The 23,675-nt window shown below is 51.4% G+C and carries 22 protein-coding genes; 19 read left to right on the top strand and 3 right to left on the bottom strand.

Going from position 1 to position 23,675, the window contains the following annotated elements; translation table 11 throughout:
- Nucleotides 1-259: 259 nt before the first annotated feature.
- Nucleotides 260-1,420 carry a 2-octaprenyl-3-methyl-6-methoxy-1,4-benzoquinol hydroxylase gene (locus tag NHN17_RS15680; protein ID WP_255043539.1) on the bottom strand — a complete coding sequence of 387 codons (1,161 nt, stop codon included), beginning with the start codon at nucleotides 1,418-1,420 and terminating at the stop codon, nucleotides 260-262.
- Nucleotides 1,421-1,544: 124 nt separating this feature from the next.
- On the opposite strand from NHN17_RS15680, the gene mtgA reads away from it, so the two are divergent.
- From mtgA to NHN17_RS15645, 7 genes are all read left to right on the top strand, one after another.
- Nucleotides 1,545-2,249, top strand: coding sequence for a monofunctional biosynthetic peptidoglycan transglycosylase (gene mtgA / locus NHN17_RS15675; RefSeq protein ID WP_255043538.1), 705 nt, complete (start codon nucleotides 1,545-1,547; stop codon nucleotides 2,247-2,249).
- 160 nt (nucleotides 2,250-2,409) lie between these two features.
- Entirely contained in the window at nucleotides 2,410-3,834 is a 1,425-nt protein-coding gene (miaB, locus tag NHN17_RS15670; RefSeq protein ID WP_255043537.1) for a tRNA (N6-isopentenyl adenosine(37)-C2)-methylthiotransferase MiaB, read from the top strand.
- Between the two features lie 81 nt (nucleotides 3,835-3,915).
- Nucleotides 3,916-5,013, top strand: coding sequence for a PhoH family protein (locus NHN17_RS15665; protein ID WP_303629417.1), 1,098 nt, complete (start codon nucleotides 3,916-3,918; stop codon nucleotides 5,011-5,013).
- Nucleotides 5,013-5,477 carry an rRNA maturation RNase YbeY gene (ybeY, locus tag NHN17_RS15660; protein ID WP_255043536.1) on the top strand — a complete coding sequence of 155 codons (465 nt, stop codon included), beginning with the start codon at nucleotides 5,013-5,015 and terminating at the stop codon, nucleotides 5,475-5,477. The genes NHN17_RS15665 and ybeY overlap by 1 nt, the downstream gene beginning before the upstream one ends.
- A gap of 99 nt (nucleotides 5,478-5,576) precedes the next feature.
- Nucleotides 5,577-6,449 (top strand): CNNM family magnesium/cobalt transport protein CorC, encoded by an 873-nt coding sequence (gene corC, locus NHN17_RS15655; RefSeq protein ID WP_255043535.1) that lies wholly within the window; start codon nucleotides 5,577-5,579, stop codon nucleotides 6,447-6,449.
- 3 nt (nucleotides 6,450-6,452) lie between these two features.
- On the top strand, nucleotides 6,453-8,012 hold the full coding sequence (lnt, locus tag NHN17_RS15650; protein WP_255043534.1) for an apolipoprotein N-acyltransferase: 1,560 nt from the start codon (nucleotides 6,453-6,455) through the stop codon (nucleotides 8,010-8,012).
- Nucleotides 8,013-8,219: 207 nt separating this feature from the next.
- A complete protein-coding gene (locus NHN17_RS15645) occupies nucleotides 8,220-8,882 on the top strand; it encodes a lipid-binding SYLF domain-containing protein (protein WP_255043533.1) in 663 nt (220 codons plus the stop codon).
- Nucleotides 8,883-8,969: 87 nt separating this feature from the next.
- Here the strand turns inward: NHN17_RS15645 and NHN17_RS15640 are convergent, their stop codons facing one another.
- Entirely contained in the window at nucleotides 8,970-9,452 is a 483-nt protein-coding gene (locus NHN17_RS15640) for a zinc ribbon-containing protein (RefSeq protein ID WP_255043532.1), read from the bottom strand.
- Nucleotides 9,453-9,636: 184 nt separating this feature from the next.
- Between NHN17_RS15640 and leuS the strand changes: the two genes are divergently transcribed.
- The 12 genes from leuS (at nucleotide 9,637) to lipA (ending at nucleotide 22,520) form a co-directional block, all read left to right on the top strand.
- On the top strand, nucleotides 9,637-12,213 hold the full coding sequence (gene leuS / locus NHN17_RS15635; RefSeq protein WP_255043531.1) for a leucine--tRNA ligase: 2,577 nt from the start codon (nucleotides 9,637-9,639) through the stop codon (nucleotides 12,211-12,213).
- 142 nt (nucleotides 12,214-12,355) lie between these two features.
- On the top strand, nucleotides 12,356-13,051 hold the full coding sequence (locus NHN17_RS15630) for an LPS-assembly lipoprotein LptE (protein WP_255043529.1): 696 nt from the start codon (nucleotides 12,356-12,358) through the stop codon (nucleotides 13,049-13,051).
- Nucleotides 13,048-14,076 carry a DNA polymerase III subunit delta gene (gene holA, locus NHN17_RS15625; protein ID WP_255043528.1) on the top strand — a complete coding sequence of 343 codons (1,029 nt, stop codon included), beginning with the start codon at nucleotides 13,048-13,050 and terminating at the stop codon, nucleotides 14,074-14,076. The genes NHN17_RS15630 and holA overlap by 4 nt, the downstream gene beginning before the upstream one ends.
- A 151-nt stretch (nucleotides 14,077-14,227) precedes the next feature.
- Entirely contained in the window at nucleotides 14,228-14,545 is a 318-nt protein-coding gene (rsfS, locus tag NHN17_RS15620) for a ribosome silencing factor (protein ID WP_107350486.1), read from the top strand.
- Between the two features lie 6 nt (nucleotides 14,546-14,551).
- Nucleotides 14,552-15,022, top strand: a complete 471-nt coding sequence (gene rlmH, locus NHN17_RS15615; RefSeq protein ID WP_255043523.1) for a 23S rRNA (pseudouridine(1915)-N(3))-methyltransferase RlmH — start codon at nucleotides 14,552-14,554, stop codon at nucleotides 15,020-15,022.
- A gap of 6 nt (nucleotides 15,023-15,028) precedes the next feature.
- Complete coding sequence (gene mrdA / locus NHN17_RS15610) at nucleotides 15,029-16,984, top strand: penicillin-binding protein 2 (protein ID WP_255043519.1); 1,956 nt, start codon at nucleotides 15,029-15,031, stop codon at nucleotides 16,982-16,984.
- On the top strand, nucleotides 16,981-18,102 hold the full coding sequence (mrdB, locus tag NHN17_RS15605) for a peptidoglycan glycosyltransferase MrdB (RefSeq protein WP_255043511.1): 1,122 nt from the start codon (nucleotides 16,981-16,983) through the stop codon (nucleotides 18,100-18,102). The genes mrdA and mrdB overlap by 4 nt, the downstream gene beginning before the upstream one ends.
- Nucleotides 18,103-18,909, top strand: coding sequence for a septal ring lytic transglycosylase RlpA family protein (locus NHN17_RS15600; RefSeq protein WP_255043508.1), 807 nt, complete (start codon nucleotides 18,103-18,105; stop codon nucleotides 18,907-18,909).
- A 245-nt stretch (nucleotides 18,910-19,154) separates the two neighbouring features.
- Nucleotides 19,155-20,330, top strand: a complete 1,176-nt coding sequence (locus NHN17_RS15595; RefSeq protein ID WP_255043507.1) for a serine hydrolase — start codon at nucleotides 19,155-19,157, stop codon at nucleotides 20,328-20,330.
- A 164-nt stretch (nucleotides 20,331-20,494) separates the two neighbouring features.
- On the top strand, nucleotides 20,495-20,770 hold the full coding sequence (ybeD, locus tag NHN17_RS15590; protein ID WP_107350349.1) for a DUF493 family protein YbeD: 276 nt from the start codon (nucleotides 20,495-20,497) through the stop codon (nucleotides 20,768-20,770).
- A 134-nt stretch (nucleotides 20,771-20,904) separates the two neighbouring features.
- Entirely contained in the window at nucleotides 20,905-21,552 is a 648-nt protein-coding gene (gene lipB / locus NHN17_RS15585) for a lipoyl(octanoyl) transferase LipB (protein ID WP_255043506.1), read from the top strand.
- The gene (gene lipA / locus NHN17_RS15580) at nucleotides 21,549-22,520 is read left to right on the top strand and encodes a lipoyl synthase (RefSeq protein WP_255043505.1); all 972 of its coding nucleotides are present in this window, start codon (nucleotides 21,549-21,551) and stop codon (nucleotides 22,518-22,520) included. Before lipB ends, lipA begins: the two co-directional genes overlap by 4 nt.
- Before the next feature lie 107 nt (nucleotides 22,521-22,627).
- Here lipA and bamC read toward each other — a convergent pair whose 3' ends face one another.
- A complete protein-coding gene (bamC, locus tag NHN17_RS15575; protein WP_255043503.1) occupies nucleotides 22,628-23,656 on the bottom strand; it encodes an outer membrane protein assembly factor BamC in 1,029 nt (342 codons plus the stop codon).
- Nucleotides 23,657-23,675 lie beyond the last annotated feature (19 nt).

Genomic DNA, 23,675 nt, shown 5'->3' with positions numbered 1-23,675 from the left:
AATTGGTAGACGCACCAGATTTAGGTTCTGGCGCCGCAAGGTGTGAGAGTTCAAGTCTCTCCTTCCGCACCATCTTTAGAAACCCACCTTTTGGTGGGTTTTCTTATGTCTGGCACTTGGATACTCATAGATAAGACCATCCAGATAAACAGACAACAGATTTTACAACCAACTCAATGATCGTATCTCTCTGGTTGTTAAGCCGAATGTTTTTACAAACATTCGGCTTTTTTCTTTACTCGCTTATCCCCAATGGGCATTACATCCCCATCGCATACTTCAGCACTTTCTGCTTAATCGGGCCGGCCTGCTCGGCCAGCTTCAAACCCGCATTGCGTAAAAACTTCACCGGCAGTAGGTTGTTACTGAAGGCGGTATAGAAAAAGTCCATGCCGCTCTGCATCAACAGGTTATCCGGACGCCGGCGACGCTCATAAGCTTGGAGTACCCGCACGCTAGACCAATCCTGGCCTGCTTTCTCAATTTCATGCAGCAGGACATCAACATCCTTGAAGCCAAGGTTGACCCCCTGCCCAGCCAAGGGGTTAATGGTATGGGCTGCATCACCTAACAACACTACGCCAGATTTATAATATTGCTGTGCATGACGACGGGTTAGCGGGAAACGGCCATGGTTGAGCACGTTGATTTCACCCAATTCTGATGGGAAATGAGTAATGATCTGTTCTTCAAGTTGAGCTGGGGTCATCGCCGATAGCTGCTGGATCTTCGCCGGGCTGTCGTACCATACCAATGAGCCCTGATGGCCTGGTAATGGCAGAAATGAACGCGGACCGTGAGGGGTAAACATCTGCCAAGTAATATCCTGCTGTGGCAGGGTGGTTTCGACACTGATCAGCATACAGTGCTGGCGGTAATCCCATGCCGTGATCCCAATCCCCGCCTGTTGGCGAACACGAGACTGAGCACCGTCGGCGCCGACCAGCAAAGTCGCATGCAATGGGTTACCGTCCTCGATCGCAATCTCATAACCATTATCGGTTTCGACGGCTGAGACCATACGGGCCGGACACTTCACCGTCAGGTTCGGGTAGAGTTCGAATTGCTGCCACAACGCCAGCTGGATCACCCGGTTTTCGACAATATAACCAAGGTGGTCGAGGTGCATGCGTTCAGCATTAAAGCGAGTACGGCACTCTGGGTGCTCCCAGGTTTCCAGTCGTTTATACGGGCAAAGTCGCATTGCCGTCACCGCCTCCCACGCTCCCAACCGTTCCAGTAATGACACAGAATGTGGGGAAATAGCCGACACTCGCAGATCCATGGGCTGCGAAGATTCGAACGGAGCTGGGGTGATCCCTTCCAACACCGCAACAGATAGCCCCTGCTGGGCCAAACCTATTGCTGTTGCCGCTCCGACCATACCACCGCCAGCCACAACCACATCAAACTGTTCCATATCGGTTCCCATTTGTTATGCTCAAGAAAAGAGTGCCGCGCCCACTGGCGCGTTGCTGCCAATATTCTACCAAAATTCACAAGCGCATCAGTGATTAATATATGGCCACACAAGGATGAAGGGGATGACTGGATTAATCAAACGCTGGCTTTTCAGACTGCTAATGCTTGCACTTCTGCTACCGATCTTGTTGGTGTTGGTCGGTAAGTATATCAATCCCCCAGTCTGGGGCTGGCAGCTTCACCGTGCCATTTTTCCCCCGCAAGGCTACCCATCGCGCGCTGCCCACCAGTGGGTGCCGATGGCGGCGATATCAACCAATGCCCAGCTCGCGGTGATTGCCTCTGAAGATCAGCACTTCCCCGAACATAGTGGTATTGATATCAATGCCATCCTGGCGATCCTCAAGCAAACCGGCAGTGAGGGTCCCACTCGGGGAGGCAGCACTATCACCCAGCAAACTGCCAAAAACCTATTCCTATTTCCATCCCGTACTTTCCTGCGCAAAGGCGTCGAGCTCTACTTTGCGCTGTGGATGGAATTACTCTGGGACAAAACACGTATCTTAGAGGTATACCTCAACATCGTTGAGTTCGGCCCCGGCCTGTTCGGCGTGGAAGCGGCCAGCCAGACCTTTTTCGGTATTTCCGCCCGTCGACTTAGCGCTCAGCAAGCTGCGCAATTGGCTGCGGTATTACCCAACCCTTATCGGATGCAACCCGCCCCCATGACTCCCTATATTCAGCAGCGCAGCCAATGGATCCGTCAACAAATGCGTCAATTGGGTCCCCAAACCCTCAATAAACTCAAACCGGTAGCGGCAGAATGAAAAACCACAAAATATTCGGGGTGGTGATGATCTAGTCAGGCACGCCTTAAAGCAGTACAATACGCGGCTTGCTCCCGCAGGCGGCCTTGTTTTTGACCGTCGATGCGGAATGAAGCAATGTGAAATGCAATGAATAAACACTACGAGTGAAGAGTTAGACATGGCTAAGAAACTGCTTATCAAAACCTGGGGTTGCCAGATGAACGAATACGATTCATCGAAAATGGCCGATCTTCTTAATGCAGCCAATGGCTTCGAGTTAACGGAAGAACCAGAAGAAGCAGACGTTCTGCTGCTTAACACCTGCTCCATCCGTGAAAAAGCCCAGGAAAAAGTGTTCCACCAGCTTGGTCGCTGGAAAACCCTAAAAGACAAAAAACCTGAGCTCGTGATCGGCGTGGGTGGTTGTGTAGCAACCCAGGAAGGCGATTCAATCCGCAAGCGTGCACCGTATGTCGATGTCATTTTCGGCCCACAGACCCTGCACCGCCTGCCTGAGATGATCAAACAATCGCAGAGCGACCATGCACCAGTCATGGATATTTCCTTCCCGGAAATCGAGAAATTCGATCGTCTACCAGAGCCTCGTGCTGAAGGTCCAACGGCGTTCGTTTCGATTATGGAAGGCTGCTCTAAGTACTGCACCTACTGTGTGGTTCCTTACACCCGTGGTGAAGAAGTGAGCCGTCCGCTGGATGACGTACTATTCGAAATCGCCCAGCTGGCAGAACAAGGCGTACGTGAGGTCAACCTACTTGGCCAGAACGTCAATGCTTACCGTGGTGCGACCCACGACGATGAGATCGCGACGTTCGCGGAGTTGTTGCGTCTGGTTGCGGCTATCGACGGTATCGACCGTATCCGCTATACCACCAGCCACCCGATCGAATTTACCGATGACATTGTCGAAGTGTACCAAGACACCCCTGAAGTGGTGAGCTTCTTGCACCTACCGGTACAGAGTGGTTCAGACCGTATTTTGACGAACATGAAGCGTCCACATACAGCGATCGAGTACAAGTCGAAGATCCGCAAGCTGCGCAAAGCGCGCCCGGATATCACCATCAGCTCTGATTTCATCGTTGGCTTCCCGGGTGAGACAGATCAGGACTTCCAAGATACGATGAAACTGATCCGCGATGTGGACTTCGATATCAGCTTCAGCTTTATCTTCTCAGCCCGTCCTGGTACGCCAGCTGCCGATTACCCATGTGATCTGCCTGAAAAAGTAAAGAAAGAACGCTTGTATGAATTGCAGCAACAGATCAATACTCAGGCTATGCGCTATTCTCGCCAGATGCTAGGTACCGAGCAGCGTATCTTGATTGAAGGCCCATCGAAGAAGAACGTGATGGAATTGCGTGGCCGTACCGAAAACAACCGCGTGGTGAACTTTGAAGGTTCTCCAGAGCTGATCGGCCAGTTCGTTGACGTGAAAATCACTGATGTCTTCACCAACTCACTTCGTGGTGAGCTGGTTCGCACCGAAGCGGAAATGGATCTACGTGTAGCCATGTCTCCAGCTGAAGTGATGGAAAAAACACGCAAAGAAGATGAATTGGGTGTTGGCGTATATACTCCATAGTAAGACGCCCGTCTGAACACAAGTAGGACGCGCCCTGAACCCTAGGCCACCCACACGGGTGGCCCTATTGAGAGGCAAATCTTGAGCAAAGTTATAACTATTGAATTTAATCTGGAACCCGCCAATAACCTGCGCCTTTCCAGCCTTTGTGGCCCTTTCGACGATAACATCAAACAACTTGAACGCCGTTTGGGTGTAGAAATCAACCACCGCAGCAGCAGTTTCAGCGTGGTCGGCCAACCCCACACAGCCGAAGCCGCCGCCGATATTATCAAAAACCTGTATGTCGATACCGCCCCGGTTCGCAACACCATTCCTGACATCGAACCTGATCAAGTTCACTTGGCGATCAAAGAATCCGGTGTCCTGGAGCAGTCGACCGAATCAAGTATTCCTTATGGCAAGGAAGTGGTGATCAAAACCAAAAAAGGGGTGATCAAACCACGTACGCCTAACCAGGCCCAGTACATTGCCAACATGGTCCGCCATGACATTACCTTCGGTATTGGCCCAGCAGGTACCGGTAAGACATACCTCGCCGTCGCCGCAGCGGTTGATGCGCTAGAGCGTCAGGAAATCCGTCGTATTCTACTGACCCGACCAGCCGTTGAAGCCGGTGAGAAGCTGGGATTCCTACCGGGTGACTTGAGCCAGAAGGTCGACCCGTATCTACGTCCGCTCTACGATGCCCTGTTTGAAATGCTGGGTTTCGAGCGTGTTGAGAAGTTGATTGAACGTAACGTAATTGAAGTCGCACCGCTCGCCTACATGCGCGGCCGTACCCTCAATGACGCTTTCATCATTCTTGATGAAAGCCAGAACACCACCGTCGAGCAGATGAAGATGTTCCTGACTCGTATCGGTTTCAACTCCCGTGCAGTGATCACCGGTGACGTTACCCAGATCGACTTACCTCGCGGTGCCCGTTCAGGCCTGCGCCATGCGATTGAGGTACTGTCCGATGTCGATGAGATCAGCTTTAACTTCTTCCAGGCCGACGATGTCGTCCGCCACCCTGTAGTTGCACGAATTGTACAGGCCTACGAGGTATGGGAGAGCGCAGATCAGAAGCAACGTAAGCTTGCAGAACAACGCCGACGTGAAGAACAAGCCGCCATGCAAGCTGCTGCCGCAGCACCAGTTGCCGCACCAGCAGTCGAAACGGAAAAAACAAACTAATGGCGATTTATCTTGATCTCCAGGTAGCCACTGAAAATACAAGCGGTATGCCTAGCGAAGCGCAATTCCAGCAATGGCTGGATGCCGCAGTGACTCCTTTCCAAGCCGATGCCGAACTGACTATCCGCTTGGTGGACGAGGAAGAGAGCCAAACCCTGAACCATGACTATCGCGGCAAGGACAAACCCACCAATGTCCTCTCTTTTCCGTTCGAAGCTCCTCCGGGCGTGGAGCTGGAATTACTGGGCGACTTGATCATTTGCCGACAGGTCGTCGAAAAAGAAGCCAAGGAGCAGGATAAACCTCTGAATGCCCATTGGGCGCACATGGTTGTACACGGCAGTCTTCATCTGCTAGGTTATGACCATATAGAGGACGACGAAGCAGAAGAAATGGAAGGCTTGGAAACGGAAATCATGCAGCAAATGGGCTATGCCGATCCGTATGCCGAAGAAAAGCAGTAAACTTTTCATTATATTGTTGTCAAACTAATACGGCACATTGAGGTGCCGTATATTCCCGTGGCACAGCCACTTAACTGAGAGAAGTAATTCTTACAAACAATGAACGAAGATAACTCACAAAATTCTGAAGGTCCGAGTAGAAAGTCCTTCTTTGAACGAATTGGCCAGCTGTTCCAGGGCGAGCCACAGAACCGCGAAGAGCTTGTAGAAGTTTTCCGTGATTCAGAAGAAAACGATTTGATCGACCACGACACCCGCGACATGCTCGAAGGGGTCATGGAAATTTCCGAGATGCGTGTCCGTGACATCATGATCCCGCGCTCTCAGATGGTCACTATCGAGCGTTCTCAGAAGGTAGAGGATCTAATTAATTTAATTGTTGATGCCCAGCACTCACGCTATCCGGTGATCAGTGACGACAAAGACCACGTCGAAGGGATCCTTCTGGCCAAAGATCTTTTGCGTTACCTACAGCCGAACAGCGAACCGTTCAACATGGAGAAAGTACTGCGACCTGCGGTCGTTGTGCCAGAAAGCAAGCGGGTTGACCGCCTGCTCAAGGAGTTCCGTGAAGAACGTTACCACATGGCGATTGTGGTCGATGAGTTTGGTGGGGTATCCGGTGTTATCACCATTGAAGATATCCTTGAACAAATCGTTGGCGAAATCGAGGACGAGTTCGACGACGAGGAAGAGCAGGATATTCGTCAGTTAAGCAAACACACATATGCGGTGAAAGCGCTGACAACCATTGAAGAGTTCAATGAAATGTTCCATACCCAATTTAGCGATGAAGAAGTCGATACCGTCGGCGGCTTGGTGATGACCAGCTTTGGTCACCTGCCTGCCCGAGGGGAAATCGTTGAATTGGCGGGCTACTCATTCAAGGTAACGTCAGCCGACAACCGCCGGGTTATCCAGTTGCAAGTGACCGTTCCTCACGAAGCACCTCAACCGACGACAACATCATAACGAATGACGAAAAATACCTTTAAGAAGTTGGGACAGCCATTGCTGGCTGTCCCAGCAGGCGCTTTAGCCACCTTATCATTTGCTCCCTACCATCACTGGTACCTTGCCCCACTTTCCCTCTTTATTTTTCTGTACCTGCTGCAGAATCAATCCGTCAAGCGCTCCGCCCTGATCGGTTTGCTCTGGGGTTTGGGTTTATTTGGAACCGGGATCAGCTGGGTACATGTCAGTATCGCCAACTTCGGCGGCATGCCATGGTTGGCCGGTTGGGCGTTGATGGCCCTGCTGATTGGCTACCTTGCCATGTATCCTGCCGTTTTCGGTGCCCTATTCAACAAATTCAACCGTGGCCGCCCATTCCACCAGCTGATGCTGAGCGGCCCGGTGATCTGGCTGTTGCTCGACTGGATCCGCGGCTGGTTGATGACCGGCTTTCCATGGCTGTGGTTGGGCTACGGCCAAATTGACAGCCCGTATGCCGGCTTCGCTCCTATATTGGGCGTAGAAGGGATCACCTTGGCACTGCTGCTTAGCTGCGGCGCCCTCGTGGCAGCCACTTACTACCGGAACTGGCGTCCATTGCTGGTACCGGTATGCATTTTGGCGCTGGGTTTGTTTGCAGGCCAAAAACAGTGGGTCAAGCCGGACACTGACAATCCCCTTGATGTCGCAATGATCCAGGGTAATGTGCCGCAAGAAATCAAATGGCTGCCAAGCCAGCGCTGGCCGACCCTGATGAAGTTCACGGACCTGACCCGTGAGAACTGGGACGCCGATCTGATCATCTGGCCAGAAGCGGCGATCCCAGCGTTAGAGGACCAGGTCACCACCTTCTTGCAGAACCTCGATGCAGCGGCGCGCAATAACAGCAGCACAGTGATCACTGGTGTGTTGGATCAGAATGAGCAAGGGGAATTTTACAACAACATCCTGACCCTTGGTGTCAATGCCGTCGGCCCGTACCAGTACGATCAGGCAGAGCGCTACAGCAAGCACCACCTGCTACCGTTCGGTGAGTTCGTACCGTTCGGCGATATCCTGCGTCCACTCGCGCCGTTCTTCAACCTGCCGATGTCTTCGTTCAGTCGCGGTGATTACATCCAGCCGAACCTCGAGGCCAATGGCTACTCGCTGGCACCGGCACTGTGCTACGAAGTCGCGTTCAGCGAACAGGTACGTCGCAACGTCAATATCGATACCGAGTTCTTGCTGACCCTGTCCAACGATACCTGGTTCGGCAAATCCATTGGCCCGTTCCAGCATATGGAAATTGCCCAGATGCGATCGCTTGAGCTTGGCAAACCACTGCTGCGCGCAACCAACAGTGGCCTGACGGGTATTGTCGATCACAAGGGCAAGATCATTGAGCAGATCCCGCAGTTCGAGACCGGAGTCCTCAGGGCTGAAGTGGTACCGACAATTGGCATGACGCCGTTTACCACCCTCGGAAGCTGGCCACTGTATATCTACATCCTGTGGTCTGTCGCCATGTCATGGATCCTGATCCGTCGCCGGGCTGGTCGATTCCGTGACGAACAGCCGCAAGTCAATTACCACGACTAACGGCTAGCCAGCATAACGCTGAATCAACGCTGACAATTCCCCCGAAAGGCGAAGGTAACCCCTTCGCCTTTTCATTCACCTTGTTAATATATTGGACAGATAACCAAGTGGTGTATATTAGAGTTCGCCAAAGCGCTGTGTACGTACAGCCCGTACCGATCAAAAGCTTGGAATAACAACAGCACAATGTCTATTTGGGGAATGCCAATGAAATCGATCAACAAACTCTTTGCCATGCTATACAGCGTCGCGATGCTTTGCGTGGCAACAGGCTCGGTAGCCAAAGAAAGTCTTGAGACCCAAGCGGCCCTCACCCAGTTCCAAGCCGCTTCGCAAACCCAGCCCTTTTTCCACACCGCTTATGGCTATGCGGTTTTTCCTTCTGTCGGTAAAGGCGGATTCTGGGTCGGTGGCGCCTATGGCAGCGGCACCGTCTTCAAAAATGGCGATATCACCGGCCATGCCAAGTTATATCAAGTGTCTTTCGGTTTGCAGTTTGGTGGTCAATCGTACAGCGAGATTATCTTCTTCCAGGACAAACGAGCTTACGAGCGTTTCATGAACGGTAATTTCGAGCTTGATGCCTCAGCCTCTGCGGTGGCTTTGACCGAGGGCGCCCAAGCCAATGCTGGCACGTCAGGCTTTCGTGCCAGTGCCGGGGATAAATTTATCGATGCCGACTACACCAACGGTGTGGCCGTCTTCACTGCTGCCAAAGGTGGAATGATGGTGGAAGCTGCCATTGCTGGTCAAAAATTCAGTGTCACGCCGATCCAAGGAGCCTCTCAACCTTCGGCAGCCGTCCCTGCTCAACTCCCAGAACTGGCACCGACAACCGTTGTGGTTGAGACAGTAGAGCCTATAGAGTAATACTCTGCGCCTATCAGAGTCATCTACGACAAATAAACGGGCCCTTTCAGCCCGTTTTTGTTGACTTCATGTCAGTAAATATACGGCCTAAGGCGACAGCGGCTTGCGGGTAAAGCGGTTATGGCCGCATTTGAGGCAAGGCGAAATCTCTTTAACATGAGTGATGACCTCATCGTGGCCGCATTTTTCGCACACCAAATGCCCCAGACCAACCATCTCACCAGCTTCATAGACCCCTTGATGCTTGAGATCATCCATCACCTCATGCCACTCAATCTGGGTTTTGTCCGTTGCCTCGGCAAGTCCTTCCCAAATCGTCTCTTTCACGACCCGGTAGAATGGGCTGTCGCTGAACGGCGCCGGGCTCTCGTCAGCATTCTGGCCGAACTCCTGCAAATCCCGTTTGAGGTATGCAGAAATCAATGCCAGCTCGTCTTTGGTCATGTCACTGGCCGCTTGACGGTACTTTTCCGTCACTTCTGCCCAGTGTTTTAGCTCATCAGGACTGTGCTTGAGGGTTTCTGTGACTTGCTCGAGTAGCCCCTCATAATCCGTTTTCTTTGTTGTCATAGGTCACCTCCTATCCGCTAATTCACCGGCATCCGCCTGCCTTCTGCGTAATTGGCACCAATATAGGCCAACAATTCGTCCCCGAAGTGGTTTCAGCTATTGTTGACACCTTTACCTTTAGTTATTCTATGTCGATTATATTGAATGTGTTTGTACTCAACTCACAAAATCCCGGATGTCATCGATGCAAGAACAATATCGTCCACAGGACATTGAACAGAAAGTTCAAGAACATTGGGACAACAAAAAGACCTTTGTTGTAAGTGAAGACCCTAATAAAGAAAAATTCTACTGTCTCTCCATGTTCCCGTACCCAAGTGGTCGACTGCACATGGGTCACGTGCGTAACTACACCATCGGTGATGTGATCTCTCGTTACCAACGCCTACAAGGCAAGAACGTGATGCAACCAATCGGTTGGGATGCATTCGGTCTACCGGCTGAAAATGCCGCGGTTAAGAACAAGACTGCGCCAGCGCCTTGGACATACGAGAACATCGAATACATGAAGAACCAGCTAAAACTGCTGGGCTTCGGCTACGACTGGGACCGTGAATTCGCAACCTGTACACCTGAGTACTACCGCTGGGAGCAAGAGTTCTTCACTAAGCTTTACGAAAAAGGCTTGGTATACAAGAAGACCTCTTCAGTAAACTGGTGTCCGAATGACCAGACCGTACTGGCTAACGAGCAGGTTGAAGATGGTTGCTGCTGGCGTTGTGATACGCCGGTAGAACAAAAGAAAATCCCTCAGTGGTTCATTAAGATCACTGAATACGCTCAAGAGCTGCTTGATGACCTAGACAACCTTGAAGGTTGGCCTGATATGGTGAAAACCATGCAGCGTAACTGGATCGGCCGCTCTGAAGGTGTTGAGCTATCTTTCGCTGTTAACGGTGAAGAAGCGCCACTGGAAGTCTACACAACGCGCCCAGACACGCTTATGGGCGTATCTTACGTAGGTATCGCTGCTGGTCACCCTCTTGCAGAGAAAGCCGCTCAGAATAACCCAGAGCTAGCGGCTTTCGTTGAAGAATGCCGTAACACCAAGGTTGCTGAAGCTGAACTGGCAACCATGGAAAAGAAAGGGATGGATACCGGCCTAACAGCTATCCACCCACTTAACGGCCGTGAAGTACCGGTATTCGTAGCGAACTTCGTACTGATGGATTACGGCACAGGTGCGGTAATGGCGGTTCCAGCTCACGATCAACGTGACTACGAATTCGCGACTAAGTACAGCCTAGACATCATCCCTGTGATCAAGCCTGAAGACGGCAGCGAGCTAGACGTATCTGAAGTGGCTTACACCGAGAAGGGCGTTCTGTTTGATTCTGGTGAATTCGACGGCCTGGGCTTCCAAGCAGCATTCGATGCTATTGCAGCGAAACTTGAAGCGGAAGGTAAAGGTAAGAAGACCGTAAACTTCCGTCTACGTGACTGGGGTGTCTCTCGTCAGCGTTACTGGGGCGCTCCAATCCCAATGGTAACCACTGAAGACGGTGAAGTTCGCCCTGTTCCAGCCGACCAGCTACCGGTAATCCTACCGGAAGACGTGGTCATGGACGGCGTAACCAGCCCAATAAAAGCGGATAAAGAGTGGGCAAAAACCACCTTTAACGGCGAGCCGGCACTGCGTGAAACAGATACCTTCGATACGTTCATGGAATCGTCTTGGTACTACGCGCGTTACTGTTCACCACAGGCTGACGACATTCTAGATCCAGAAAAAGCGAACTACTGGCTACCCGTCGATCAGTACATTGGTGGTATCGAGCACGCTTGTATGCACCTATTGTACTCGCGCTTCTTCCACAAATTGCTACGTGACGCAGGTTACGTAACCTCAGACGAGCCGTTCAAGCAGCTGCTATGTCAAGGTATGGTACTGGCCGATGCTTTCTACCACACTAACGATAAAGGCACTAAAGAGTGGATCGCACCAACTGACGTTGAAATCGAGCGTGACAACAAAGGCCGCATTGAAAAAGCGACCGATGACAAAGGCCGCGATGTAACTCACTCAGGCATGATCAAAATGTCTAAGTCGAAAAACAACGGTATCGACCCACAAGAGATGGTAGACAAATACGGTGCAGATACCGTCCGTCTATTCATGATGTTTGCATCACCTGCAGACATGACACTTGAGTGGCAAGAGTCTGGTGTTGAAGGTGCCAACCGCTTCCTGAAACGTGTGTGGAAACTGGTTAACGAACATGCGAGCAATGGTGCAGCGGACGCTGTCGATGTAGCGGCATTGTCTTCCGATCAGAAAGCCCTACGCCGTGATGTGCACAAAACAATTGCTAAAGTGGGTGACGATATTGGCCGCCGCCAAACGTTCAACACCGCAATTGCCGCTATCATGGAGTTGATGAACAAGCTGGCTAAAGCCTCTCAAGAATCAGCACAAGACCGTGCCCTACTTGACGAAGCCCTGAAAGCTATCGTTCGTATGCTATACCCAATGACACCGCATATCTGTTTCGAAATGTGGGAAACGCTGGGCGAGAGCAACATCGATGACGCACAGTGGCCAGTTGCCGACGACAAAGCCATGGTTGAAGACGAAAAACTGATCATCGTACAGGTGAACGGTAAACTTCGCGCTAAACTAACGGTTGCGGCAGACTCAACCAAAGAGCAAGTCGAAGCCTTGGCGATGGCCGATGAAGGCGTGACCAAATTCACAAACGAAAAAACCATTCGTAAAGTGATTTATGTACCGGGCAAACTGCTGAACATCGTTGCGAATTAATTTCGCATCGAACTAAAGCAATTTCCTAGTGCCTAACCTGTGGCTCCAGTTTGGAGCCACAGTTTAATCCGGCTCACACACCCTAACTAGAACCATCCACGTCAGCCGGTCAGTTTTCACTTTTTTTCATGGAGCAGACTCGGTGAGAGCTTTCATTTCTCCAAAAAGCATTATCCGAACCTTCTTTGTTGTCCTCATGGCGCTGGCAACTGCATCTTGCGGTTTTCACCTCCGTGGTAACTATATGTTGCCCGACGACATTGCCAAGCTTTCTCTGACCAGTTTTGACCGATACGGCCAGCTACACCGTCAGGTAAAGTCACAATTCCAACTGCACGGTATCGAGCCCGTTGCACCGTCAAGTAAAGTGCCGAACCTGCATTTGATCAGCGAATCGACCGGTGAGCGCACCCTGTCGCTGTACCAAAATGCTCGTGCTGCCGAATACGAGCTAACCTATACCGTACGCTACCGTATTGTGGTGCCAGAAAAAGGCAGCCAGACGTTTACCACCCGCGTCAACCGTACGTTCCTTGATAACCCACTGACAGCACTGGCAAAATCTGTCGAGCGCGACATGATAGAGCAAGAAATGCGCGAGCAGGCCGCCAAGCAGATCATGCGTCAGCTAGCCCGCCTGACAGCAGTCTTCAACCAGATGGAAGAAGAAGAGTTACAAGCCCTGCTGGAACAAAGCAAGAACGCCGACAGCAATGAGGAACGCATCACCACAGATCTTGGCTTGGACATCAAAGCCGAGAGCGATCCTGCGAGCGACAATGCCAACCAGGCGACAATGCAAGATGTGCAGATTGAGCAGGTTGAAACGGCGCAATGAGGATTTTCCCGGAACAACTGGCGCAGCAGTTAAGTAAAGGGCTGCGCCAAGCCTACCTGCTATGCGGTAATGAACCGCTGCTCAAACTCGAATCAAGTAACCACATCAAGCAGGCAGCCCAGCAAGCGGGTTTTGATGAACGCCACAGCTTTACTATCGACGCCCAACTGGATTGGAATACAGTGCTCGACTGCTGCCAGGCCATGAGTCTATTTTCTGCTCGCCAGATCATTGAGTTGGAACTACCAGAAAACGGCCTCAATGCCCAGCAGGTCAAGTCGTTCCAGGAAGTGATTGACGTTCTGCACGAGGACATCTTGCTGCTGATCCAGGGGCCCCGCCTCAACAAAAAGCAGGAAAGCACCAAGTGGTTCAAGGCGCTTGACGCACAAGGGCTGTATATTCCCTGCAACACCCCCGATGCCCGCCATCTGCCGCGGTTTATTCAGAGACGCTGCCAGCAGCTTGGGCTGAAGCCGGATCATGAGTCGGTACAACTACTGGCCCAGTGGCATGAGGGCAACCTGCTAGCCTTGGCCCAGAGCCTGCAAAAGCTGGTGCTGCTCTACCCTGATGGCGACCTGACTATCATCCGCCTTGAAGACGCACTGAGCCGCCATAACCACTACACCCCATTCCAATTACTTGACGCCGTATTGGCAGGCCAAGCCAAGCGCAGCCAGCGTGTATTGCGCCAGTTGCAGGGCGAAGGTGTTGAAGCGGTGATCTTGTTACGTACTTTACAGCGCGAACTGACCCAGCTGTATAAAATGCAGGAAATGGGTAGCAAGGGCACCTCGCTCAACAATATCTTCGAGAACTTTCGGATTTGGCAAAGCCGGCGGGAAGTGTACATTGGCGCGCTACACCGTTTGCCACTACCCACGATAATCAGACTGCTCCGGCAACTGGCTGAACTGGAGTTGCGGGTAAAAACCGACTTTGACTACCAGCCATGGGATGCCCTATCGGCCCTGTGTGCCGAAATGTGCGGTGTGACGACCGCTATACCGGGTAAATTTTAGCCATCCGGCACAAGTTAGGCGCAGGCTATGTAAAGTTACTGCCAACTTGTCATCGACAAGCTTGAGCATGGTATACTGCGCCGCTACATTGGGACCCAGCACTATCTGGGTCTACAGTAATGACACCAAATACACAAAAGAGGATCCCCTTTTGCAGGTTCAAGAACTACACGATTTTATTGTTGATAAAGTAGATGACATCAAAGCACAGGACATCATTACCCTAGATGTTCGCGGTAAATCCAGCATCACTGATTTCATGGTGCTTTGCACTGGTACCTCAAACCGCCACGTAGCCTCGATTGCCGATCACGTTAACAAGGAATCGAAGCTAATTGATTACCCGCCATTTGGGATCAGCGGCGAAGAAGACGGTGAGTGGGTAATCGTTGATATGGGCAGTGTCATGCTACATATCATGCAAGAAGATGCACGTAACCTTTACCAACTGGAGAAGCTTTGGGGCTAACCGACAATGAAGCTTCAACTAATTGCTGTCGGCACCAAGATGCCGAAATGGGTCGAGGAAGGCTACAAAGAATATAGCCGCCGTTTCCCAAAAGACATGCCGCTCGAGCTGGTTGAAATCACAGCTGGCAAGCGCGGTAAAAATGCCGATATCGCTCGTATCTTGCAAAAAGAAGGCGAGGCGATGCTGGCCGCGGTGCCAAAAGGGAACCGTATTGTCACCTTGGATATCCCGGGCAAGCGCTGGGATACCGAGCAATTGGCCGATCAAATGGAAAGCTGGAAATTGGATGGCCGAGATGTGTCTATCCTGATCGGCGGTCCGGAAGGCTTGGCACCGGCTTGTAAGGCAGCGGCCGATCAAAGCTGGTCACTGTCGCCACTGACTTTACCCCATCCATTGGTGCGTGTTGTCATGGCCGAAAGCCTTTACCGTGCGTGGAGCATCACAGCGAACCACCCGTACCATAGGGAATAATGGGCAATGAGACAAAAGCGAACGCAGATCCGCGACCACCGGGCTGAGTCGGCGTTATTCTTTCGCCGGGCTCTTGTCTCATTTATCGGCATCGTCGTGCTGGTCGGTATTCTGCTCACTAACCTATATCACATCCAGATCCAAGAGCACGAAGACTACCAGACACGGTCGAACGATAACCGGATCAAAATTGTTCCTGTCGCCCCTAACCGCGGCCTGATCTATGATCGTAACGGTATTCTCCTTGCCGAGAACCGCCCGGTATATTCACTTGAAATCACCTCGGAAAAAGTGCCTGACAGGCAAGATACCTTCGATCGCCTCAAGACATTGATGGGCGTCACCGACGAGCAGATCGAACGCTTCGAGCGCGAGCGCCGTCGCACCCGACGCTTCAAATCGGTTCCAATCCTCAACCAGCTCACCGAAGAGCAGGTCGCGCTATTTTCGGTCAACCAACACCGTTTCCCTGGCGTCGAAGTCAAAGCCTACCTGAAACGGCATTACCCTTACGGTGAAGCCCTGACCCATGTACTGGGCTATGTTGCGAAAATCAACGACCGAGATCTCCAGCGCCTTGAGCGCGACGAGAAAATAAACAATTACAAAGCAACCCGAGATATCGGCAAGCTGGGTGTTGAGCGCTATTACGAAGATATGCTGCACGGTACCTCCGGCTACCAGGAAGTCGAAGTCAACAGCCGTGGGCGGATCATCCGCACCCTGAAATATGTCCCGCCAATTCCTGGCAACGACATCAAACTCAATATCGACATTGAGCTCCAGCTCTATGTCAAAGAACTACTGACCGAACGCAAGCTCGACCCAGATACGGGGGAAGAGCAAATCAAGTACAAACGTGGCTCAGTCATTGTTATGGATCCGAGTGACTCGTCAGTGTTAGCGATGGTCTCGAGCCCAAGCTATGACCCTAACCTGTTTGTCCATGGCATTTCCGGTCCCCAGTATCGGGCATTACTGAATGATAAAAATCGTCCGCTGGTCAACCGGGTTACCCTCGGGATCTATCCGCCAGCCTCGACGATTAAGCCGATGATTGCGGTTGCCGCCCTAAGCGAAGGGGTGATCACCACTCGCACAACCCGCAACGATCCTGGCTACTGGCGGATCCCTAACTCCAACAGCCGCCCGTTCCGTGACTGGCTGCGCTGGGGGCACGGCAAGGTCAATATTTACAAAGCGATAGAAGAATCGGTCGATACCTTCTTCTACCAAGTCGCCTATGACATGGGCATTGATCGCCTATCCGACTGGATGAGCCGCTTCGGTTTCGGTGAATACACCGGTATCGATATTCATGAAGAGAGCAAGGCCAATATGCCAACCCGTGAATGGAAGCAAGCCCGTTTCCGCCAGCCTTGGTATCAGGGGGATACCATTCCCGTTGGGATCGGCCAAGGGTATTGGACCGCGACACCGTTGCAAATAGCCAAAGCCACCACGGTACTGGTCAATGACGGCCGAGTACAAGCTCCGCACCTGCTAAAAGACATCATTGATGATGATGTGGAAAAGCCCGCTCAGTACGAGGACTTCCCACCCATTGATAATGTCGATCCGAAGAATTGGCAAGTAGCCAAAGAAGGCATGTACCGGGTACTTCATGGCGTTCGTGGTACGGCACGCCGGTCATTCTACGGCAGTGAATACAAAGCCGGTGGTAAATCAGGCTCTGCTCAGGTCTTTGGTTTGGCCGAAGATCAGGAATACAACGCCGAAGAGCTGGAAGAGCACTTGCGCGATCATGCTTTGTTCACAGCCTTTGCCCCATTTGAGAAGCCAGAAGTGGTCGTATCCATGGTACTGGAAAACGCCGGTGGTGGCTCTTCCAACGGTGGCCCGGTCGCCCGCAGGATCTTTGACCACATGTTGCTCAAACCGGAAACGCCCGATCCGCTGGTAGAGCTAGTCGACAAAAAAATAGCCGAGGTATCACAATGAGTATCATGGCCGCCACAGGCAACAAGCGGAGCTTGAGTGACCGCCTACATCTGGACTTTCCGCTTCTGATGGGGATCCTTGCTCTCATGGGCTTTGCCCTGATGGTAATGTACAGTGCCAGCGGACAGGAAATCGCCATGATGGAGCGCCAGGCGATGCGTATGGTGTTGTCATTAGGGATCATGTTCATCCTGGCCCAGATCTCCCCACGCCATTATGAAACCTGGGCGCCTTATTTATTTGGAGTCGGCTTAGTCCTGCTGCTTGGCGTATTGTTTTTTGGTGAGTCATCCAAAGGTGCCCAGCGCTGGCTGAACCTGGGTTTTGTCCGCTTCCAGCCCTCAGAGCTGATTAAACTGGCAGTCCCCCTGATGGTAGCGCGCTTTATCGGTAACAACCCACTGCCACCGAGCCTGAAGAATATTGTTATCGCTCTGGTGATGGTGTTTGTCCCAACCATCTTAATTGCCAAGCAGCCCGATCTGGGTACCTCGATCCTGATCGCAGCGTCTGGAGTCTTTGTGCTGTTCCTCTCCGGTATGAGCTGGAGAATCATCGGGGCTGCCGGTGTTCTGGTTGGGGCTTTCATCCCGGTACTGTGGATTTTCCTGATGCGTGACTACCAACGCACTCGGGTATTGACCCTGTTCAACCCTGAGTCCGATCCACTTGGCGCTGGCTACCATATCATCCAGTCAAAAATTGCAATCGGCTCCGGCGGCCTTTCCGGCAAGGGGTGGCTGCAAGGCACCCAGTCCCAGCTTGAATTTCTGCCAGAGCGACACACCGATTTCATCTTCGCGGTGATCGCAGAGGAATGGGGGCTGATAGGTGTGCTTTGCCTGTTGGCTATCTATCTGTTTATTATCGGCCGGGGTTTGCTCCTTGCCAGCCGGGCCCAAACTGCGTTCGGTCGAATGATGGCAGGTAGTATTGTATTGAGCTTTTTTGTCTATATTTTCGTAAACATCGGGATGGTCAGCGGATTATTGCCGGTTGTAGGGGTTCCCCTACCGCTGGTCAGTTACGGGGGCACCTCCATGGTCACCTTGATGGCCGGTTTCGGGATCCTGATGTCTATCCACACCCACAGAAAAATGTTGTCCAAGGCGACCTAAATGCGCATATCATCCTTATTCCTTGTTCTTATCCTTGCGGGATGTAGCTCGGCACCCAATACCGAGCGCTACGATCTGGCTGACGATGTCGCACCGGAGTCATCACCGACACTGGATCATATTGAAGACGCTCAACCGCGCTATGAGCCCCATAGCCTGGCTGGTAACAAGGATTACACGCTACGCGGAAAGCGCTACAAAATTGTGCAGGGTGAGCAGCCATTCGCCGAACAAGGTAATGCCTCATGGTACGGCAAGAAATTCCACGGCCACAAAACCTCCAACGGTGAGATCTACGACATGTACTCGATGACAGCGGCGCATAAAACACTGCCGCTACCGAGCTATGTCAAAGTGACGAATACCAACAACGGTAAGAGCGCGATTGTCCGGGTTAATGACCGTGGTCCTTTCCACGACGGGCGAATTATAGACCTTAGCATGGCAGCGGCGGCACGGCTGGATGTTATCAAACACGGCACCGCACCAGTCAAAATCGAGTTGATCCAAGTCGCGAAACCCGACAACCCGAACGAATGGCAAAGTGCCAACCCCAACCTTTACTTTGTCCAACTGGCAGCAGTCACCGATGCAGGCAAGGCCGAACAAATCGCCAAGCAGCTGGAGCAAGACTTCGATACCGCCGTTGATTTGAAAAAAGCGGACTCTGCTGAAATTTACCGCCTGCGTCTCGGGCCTTACATCGACCGCGACGAAGCGACCAGCCAACGTGATAAAGCCAAAGCCGGGCAGTATCCACAGGCCTTCATCATCACATCTAAACGCGAGTTGGAACCAAAATCCTAACTCACAGTCATAAATAAATGCCAGAGCGAACCACTACTCTGGTATTTTTTTGACTTTGGCTTTATTGACTCTGGTTATACCAAGCTGTTTCATCGTCCAGACGATTATACAGCTTGGTATAATGTCAAGATTCGCCAAGAGTCGCCTTGCCGCACAACATATCCGAGTCCAAGACTGGTCTCATATTGACAATCTGATATAGTGTGTGAAGTTTTTTACATTAGACAAATTAAGTTACAACCAACATGAAAAAATCTGCTGCACTTTTTCGCTCTGTTGCTATTTCAGCAACCTTGCTGGCTTCAGCATCAGCAGCGGCTGCCCCAGCTGTAGTGCCTGAAGCCCCTCAGATTGCTGCCAAGGGCTATGTCCTTATGGACTATCATTCAGGCAAGATCCTGGCTGGCAATAAAGAATACGATCAGATCCCACCAGCCAGCTTGACCAAAATGATGACCAGTTATGTCATCGGCCAAGAAGTTAACCGTGGCAATATCAACATGGATGACACCGTGGTGATCAGCAAAAATGCCTGGGCCAAGAACTTCCCGGGATCGTCTAAAATGTTCATCGAAGTCGGTAGCGAAGTAAAAGTTGCTGACCTTAACCGTGGCATCATCATCCAATCGGGTAACGACGCGTGTGTTGCAATGGCTGAGCATGTAGCAGGTTCGGAAAGCTCTTTCGTTGACCTGATGAATGCCTGGGCCAAGACCCTCGGTATGGACTCGACCCATTTTGCCAATGTCCACGGCCTGGATAATCCAGATCTCTACACGACGCCGTATGACATGGCACTGCTTGCTCAGGGGCTTATCCGTGATGTTCCCGATGAGTTTGCTATCTACAAAGAGAAATCTTTCACTTATAACGGTATCACCCAATACAACCGTAACAGCCTTCTTTGGGACAAGAGCCTCAACGTTGATGGCCTGAAAACTGGCCACACAAACAATGCAGGTTACAGCTTGGTAAGTACTGCGACCGAAGGTCAAATGCGCCTTGTTTCCGTTGTTATGGGCACCAGCAACCCTAATGCCCGTAAGGCTGAAAGCAAAAAGCTACTGAACTACGGCTTCCGCTTCTTCGAAACCGTGTCTCCGCATAAAGCAAACGAGACATTTGTGACTGAAAAAGTATGGATGGGCGACAAGGCTGAAGTGTCACTGGGCGTGAGCGAAGATACCTTCGTAACCCTGCCACGTGGCCAAACCAAAGATCTAACGGCAAGCTTCGTGCTGGAAAAAGAGCTGAAAGCGCCAATCCAAAAAGGCGATGTGGTTGGTAAGCTCTACTACCGTGTCGGCGACGAAGATATTGCCGAATACCCGCTGCTGGCGTTGGATGATATCAACGAAGGCAGTATGTTCAGCCGCCTGATTGATTACATCATGCTACTGTTCAAGGGCTGGTTAAGCTAAGCGCGGTATAACATACCGATAAATAAAGAGAAGAGGCAACCTAAGGTTGCCTCTTTTTTTTCTCGCCTATACCGAAGACACCAGATGGCTTGTGAAAAAGCCACATACCCATTAATATGCTCGGCTAACATCGCAAAATGAATGCAAAATACTCGGAGTTCAGCATGCAGCAGCAAGAGCAGCCAAAACTAAAAGATCTTCTAGAGTTTCCTTGTAAGTTCACTTACAAGGTAATGGGTTACAACAAACCTGAGCTCCCAGATCTGGTTGTTGGCGTGATCCAGCGTCACGCACCGGGTGACTACACCCCGAACGTCAAGCCAAGTGGCAAAGGGACCTACAGTGCCGTGTCTGTGTCAATCACAGCAACCTCTATTGAACAGGTAGAAACTCTGTACAAAGAGTTAGGTGAAATCGACATTGTCCGCGTTGTGCTGTAAGCACCTCTCAATTCCCCTACAAAATTGGCGGCTGTAAATTCAGCCGCCAAGTTTTATAATACCCATTGGTATTGAGGCCCCATATAGGGGTATCAGTTGTTCCGGCTTCGTCAAACGACTAAAAGGGTGTGACATTGCAAGATAAGATTATAATTCGCAACCTCGGCCGCCAAGACTATCAACCTATTTGGCAGTCCATGCATAAGTTCACCGACGAACGTAGCCCGGAAACCACGGACGAAGTTTGGTTGGTTGAGCACAATCCCGTGTTTACCCAAGGCCAGGCAGGCAAAGCTGAGCACCTGCTCAACACAGGGGATATCCCTGTGGTGCAAAGCGACCGCGGTGGCCAGGTCACCTTTCACGGGCCAGGCCAATTGGTTGCCTATATCCTCATTGACTTACGTCGGAAAAAAATGGGTGTGCGCGATCTTGTCACGCATATAGAAAATACTATCATCAAGACCCTTTCCCATTTCGGGATTGAGTCCAATGCCCGTCCTGATGCGCCAGGTGTCTATGTCTCCGGTCAGAAGATATGCTCACTCGGATTACGCATTAGACGTGGTTGCTCTTTTCACGGTCTGGCACTCAATATCAATATGGATCTGGCACCTTTCCTACGCATCAATCCATGCGGTTATGCTGGGATGGAAATGACGCAAACCGCGTTATTGAATGGGCCTTCTGAACTAGAGGAAATTCAGCCAGTACTCGTAGAAGAGTTAGTCAACCTGCTCGATTACCAGAGCATTGAGTGGAAAACGGAAAGCAATTCATGAGTAAACCAATCAAAATTGAAAAAGGTGTCAAATACCGTGATGCCGACAAAATGGCCCTCATCCCTACTCGCAATGTAGAGGTTGAGGAAGCGCCGAAAGAAGTGCTGCGTAAACCTGAATGGATGAAGATAAAACTGCCTTCAGACAGCAAACGTATCCAAGATATTAAATCAGCAATGCGTAAAAACAAGCTGCACTCAGTCTGTGAAGAAGCCTCTTGCCCGAACCTGGCCGAGTGTTTCAACCACGGTACGGCGACCTTTATGATCCTCGGTGCAATTTGTACACGTCGTTGTCCTTTCTGCGATGTTGCCCATGGCCGCCCGTTGCCGCCAAGCGCCGAAGAACCACAGCACCTGGCTAAAACCATCGCAGACATGAATCTGCGTTATGTCGTTGTCACTTCAGTTGACCGTGATGATCTTCGAGATGGCGGTGCCCAGCATTTTGCCGATTGTACTCGTGAAATCCGCGCCCTTAATCCAGAAATAAAGATCGAGACGCTAGTCCCTGATTTCCGTGGCCGTATGGATCGCGCGCTGGATATCTTGCGTGACAGTCCGCCAGACGTATTCAACCACAACCTGGAAACAGCACCCCGCCTGTACCGTAAGGCACGGCCAGGCGCTAACTACCAGTGGTCGTTGGATTTGCTGAAGAAGTTCAAGGAAATGCACCCTGAAGTGCCTACCAAGTCTGGCGTGATGATGGGGTTGGGCGAAACCAAAGAAGAGATCGTCCAGGTACTGAAAGATCTGCGTGCCCATGGTGTAACCATGCTGACACTGGGCCAGTACCTGGCACCAAGCCGCCACCACCTTCCGGTTGAGCGCTATGTGCCGCCTTCAGAGTTCGATGAGCTAAAAGAGATCGCCCTTGAGCTTGGGTTTACCCATGCCGCTTGTGGCCCATTTGTTCGCTCTTCTTACCATGCAGATATGCAGGCCAAAGGCGAAGAAGTGAAATAACCAGCGCCCTCCCTACAAGCCGCTGAGTAATTAAAATCGCTTATTAAGAACATAAAAAAACGCAGCTGATAAATCAGCTGCGTTTTTTATTGCCACTATTTTATCGCTTAGCCTTGATTGGCTCGCTCAATAGCGGCTGCCATAACTGGCGCAAGGCTGTTCAGCGCTTGCTCGGTAACAGGCTTGCCATCGGTATCGGTAATACTGATAGACGTACGGTTACCCAAGTCACCTAGCTGTAAATTATAAGCACGGTTATCAAGTTCAACCGGCTGCGTACCCAGATCGTCCCAAAACTCATCATCCGGAGACTTGAACTGTACCTCAACCACACCTTGTGAACGGTTACGACCTTCCACGGTAAAGCCCAGTTGCCCCAAGACGTCAGGTAGACGTTCCCAGAACACATTGTACGGTGCACGGGCAATGATCACCGGTAGACCGCTGCGATCTTGGCCCATTGAAATCGGGATCTGTTTCACCAGCTCCTGAGCACGCAAACGTGCTTGCTCACGCTCTCGCTCATCAAAACGCGATGTCACCAGATTGGTCATCAGAATACTGTAGCGCTCTTTGTTCTCAACGCTTACAGTTTGCTCAGTACCGCCTTCACGCCAGTCAACCAACATGATGCGGTAGCTGTAACGCCCTGCTTCAGCCGATTTCTCGATACGGTAGCGACTACCGATCTCGGTGTCTTCATCTTCGTTATTCCAGCTGATCCAGTCGGTTTCTATGGTATTGGCCGTCTGGTTTCTCAAACCGATGTTCTGCTCAGTGATCAACTTTTGGGTTACCGACCAAACATCAGAAAGATCTTCCTGCTTGACCATTACCAAAGTCACACCGTCAGCGTCTTGCAGCGTTCGCGCCCCTGGGATCAAGGCAAGCACTTGCTGCGGAGGACGGATATCAACCCCGGCACCAATCGCTCCCTGATATTCCCCTGCCGGAATCGCATAGTCGCTAACTAGCGAAGACTGTGCATCACTTGGCAACGTCCAGCTCTCTAGCTGCTGAGTATCGAGGTAATTAAAATCCTGGTTTGCCTGACGGCGGCGCTCCGCGCCATCAGAGCAGCCAGCCAGTGTAACAACCGCAACGGCAGCCGCCACCAGCTTATACTTATAATTCATTACGCTTCTGCGCTCCTAC

The sequence above is a fragment of the Photobacterium pectinilyticum genome (assembly GCF_024357955.1).
GTDB lineage: Bacteria > Pseudomonadota > Gammaproteobacteria > Enterobacterales > Vibrionaceae > Photobacterium > Photobacterium pectinilyticum.
This window is presented reverse-complemented; position numbering and strand designations above follow the sequence as displayed.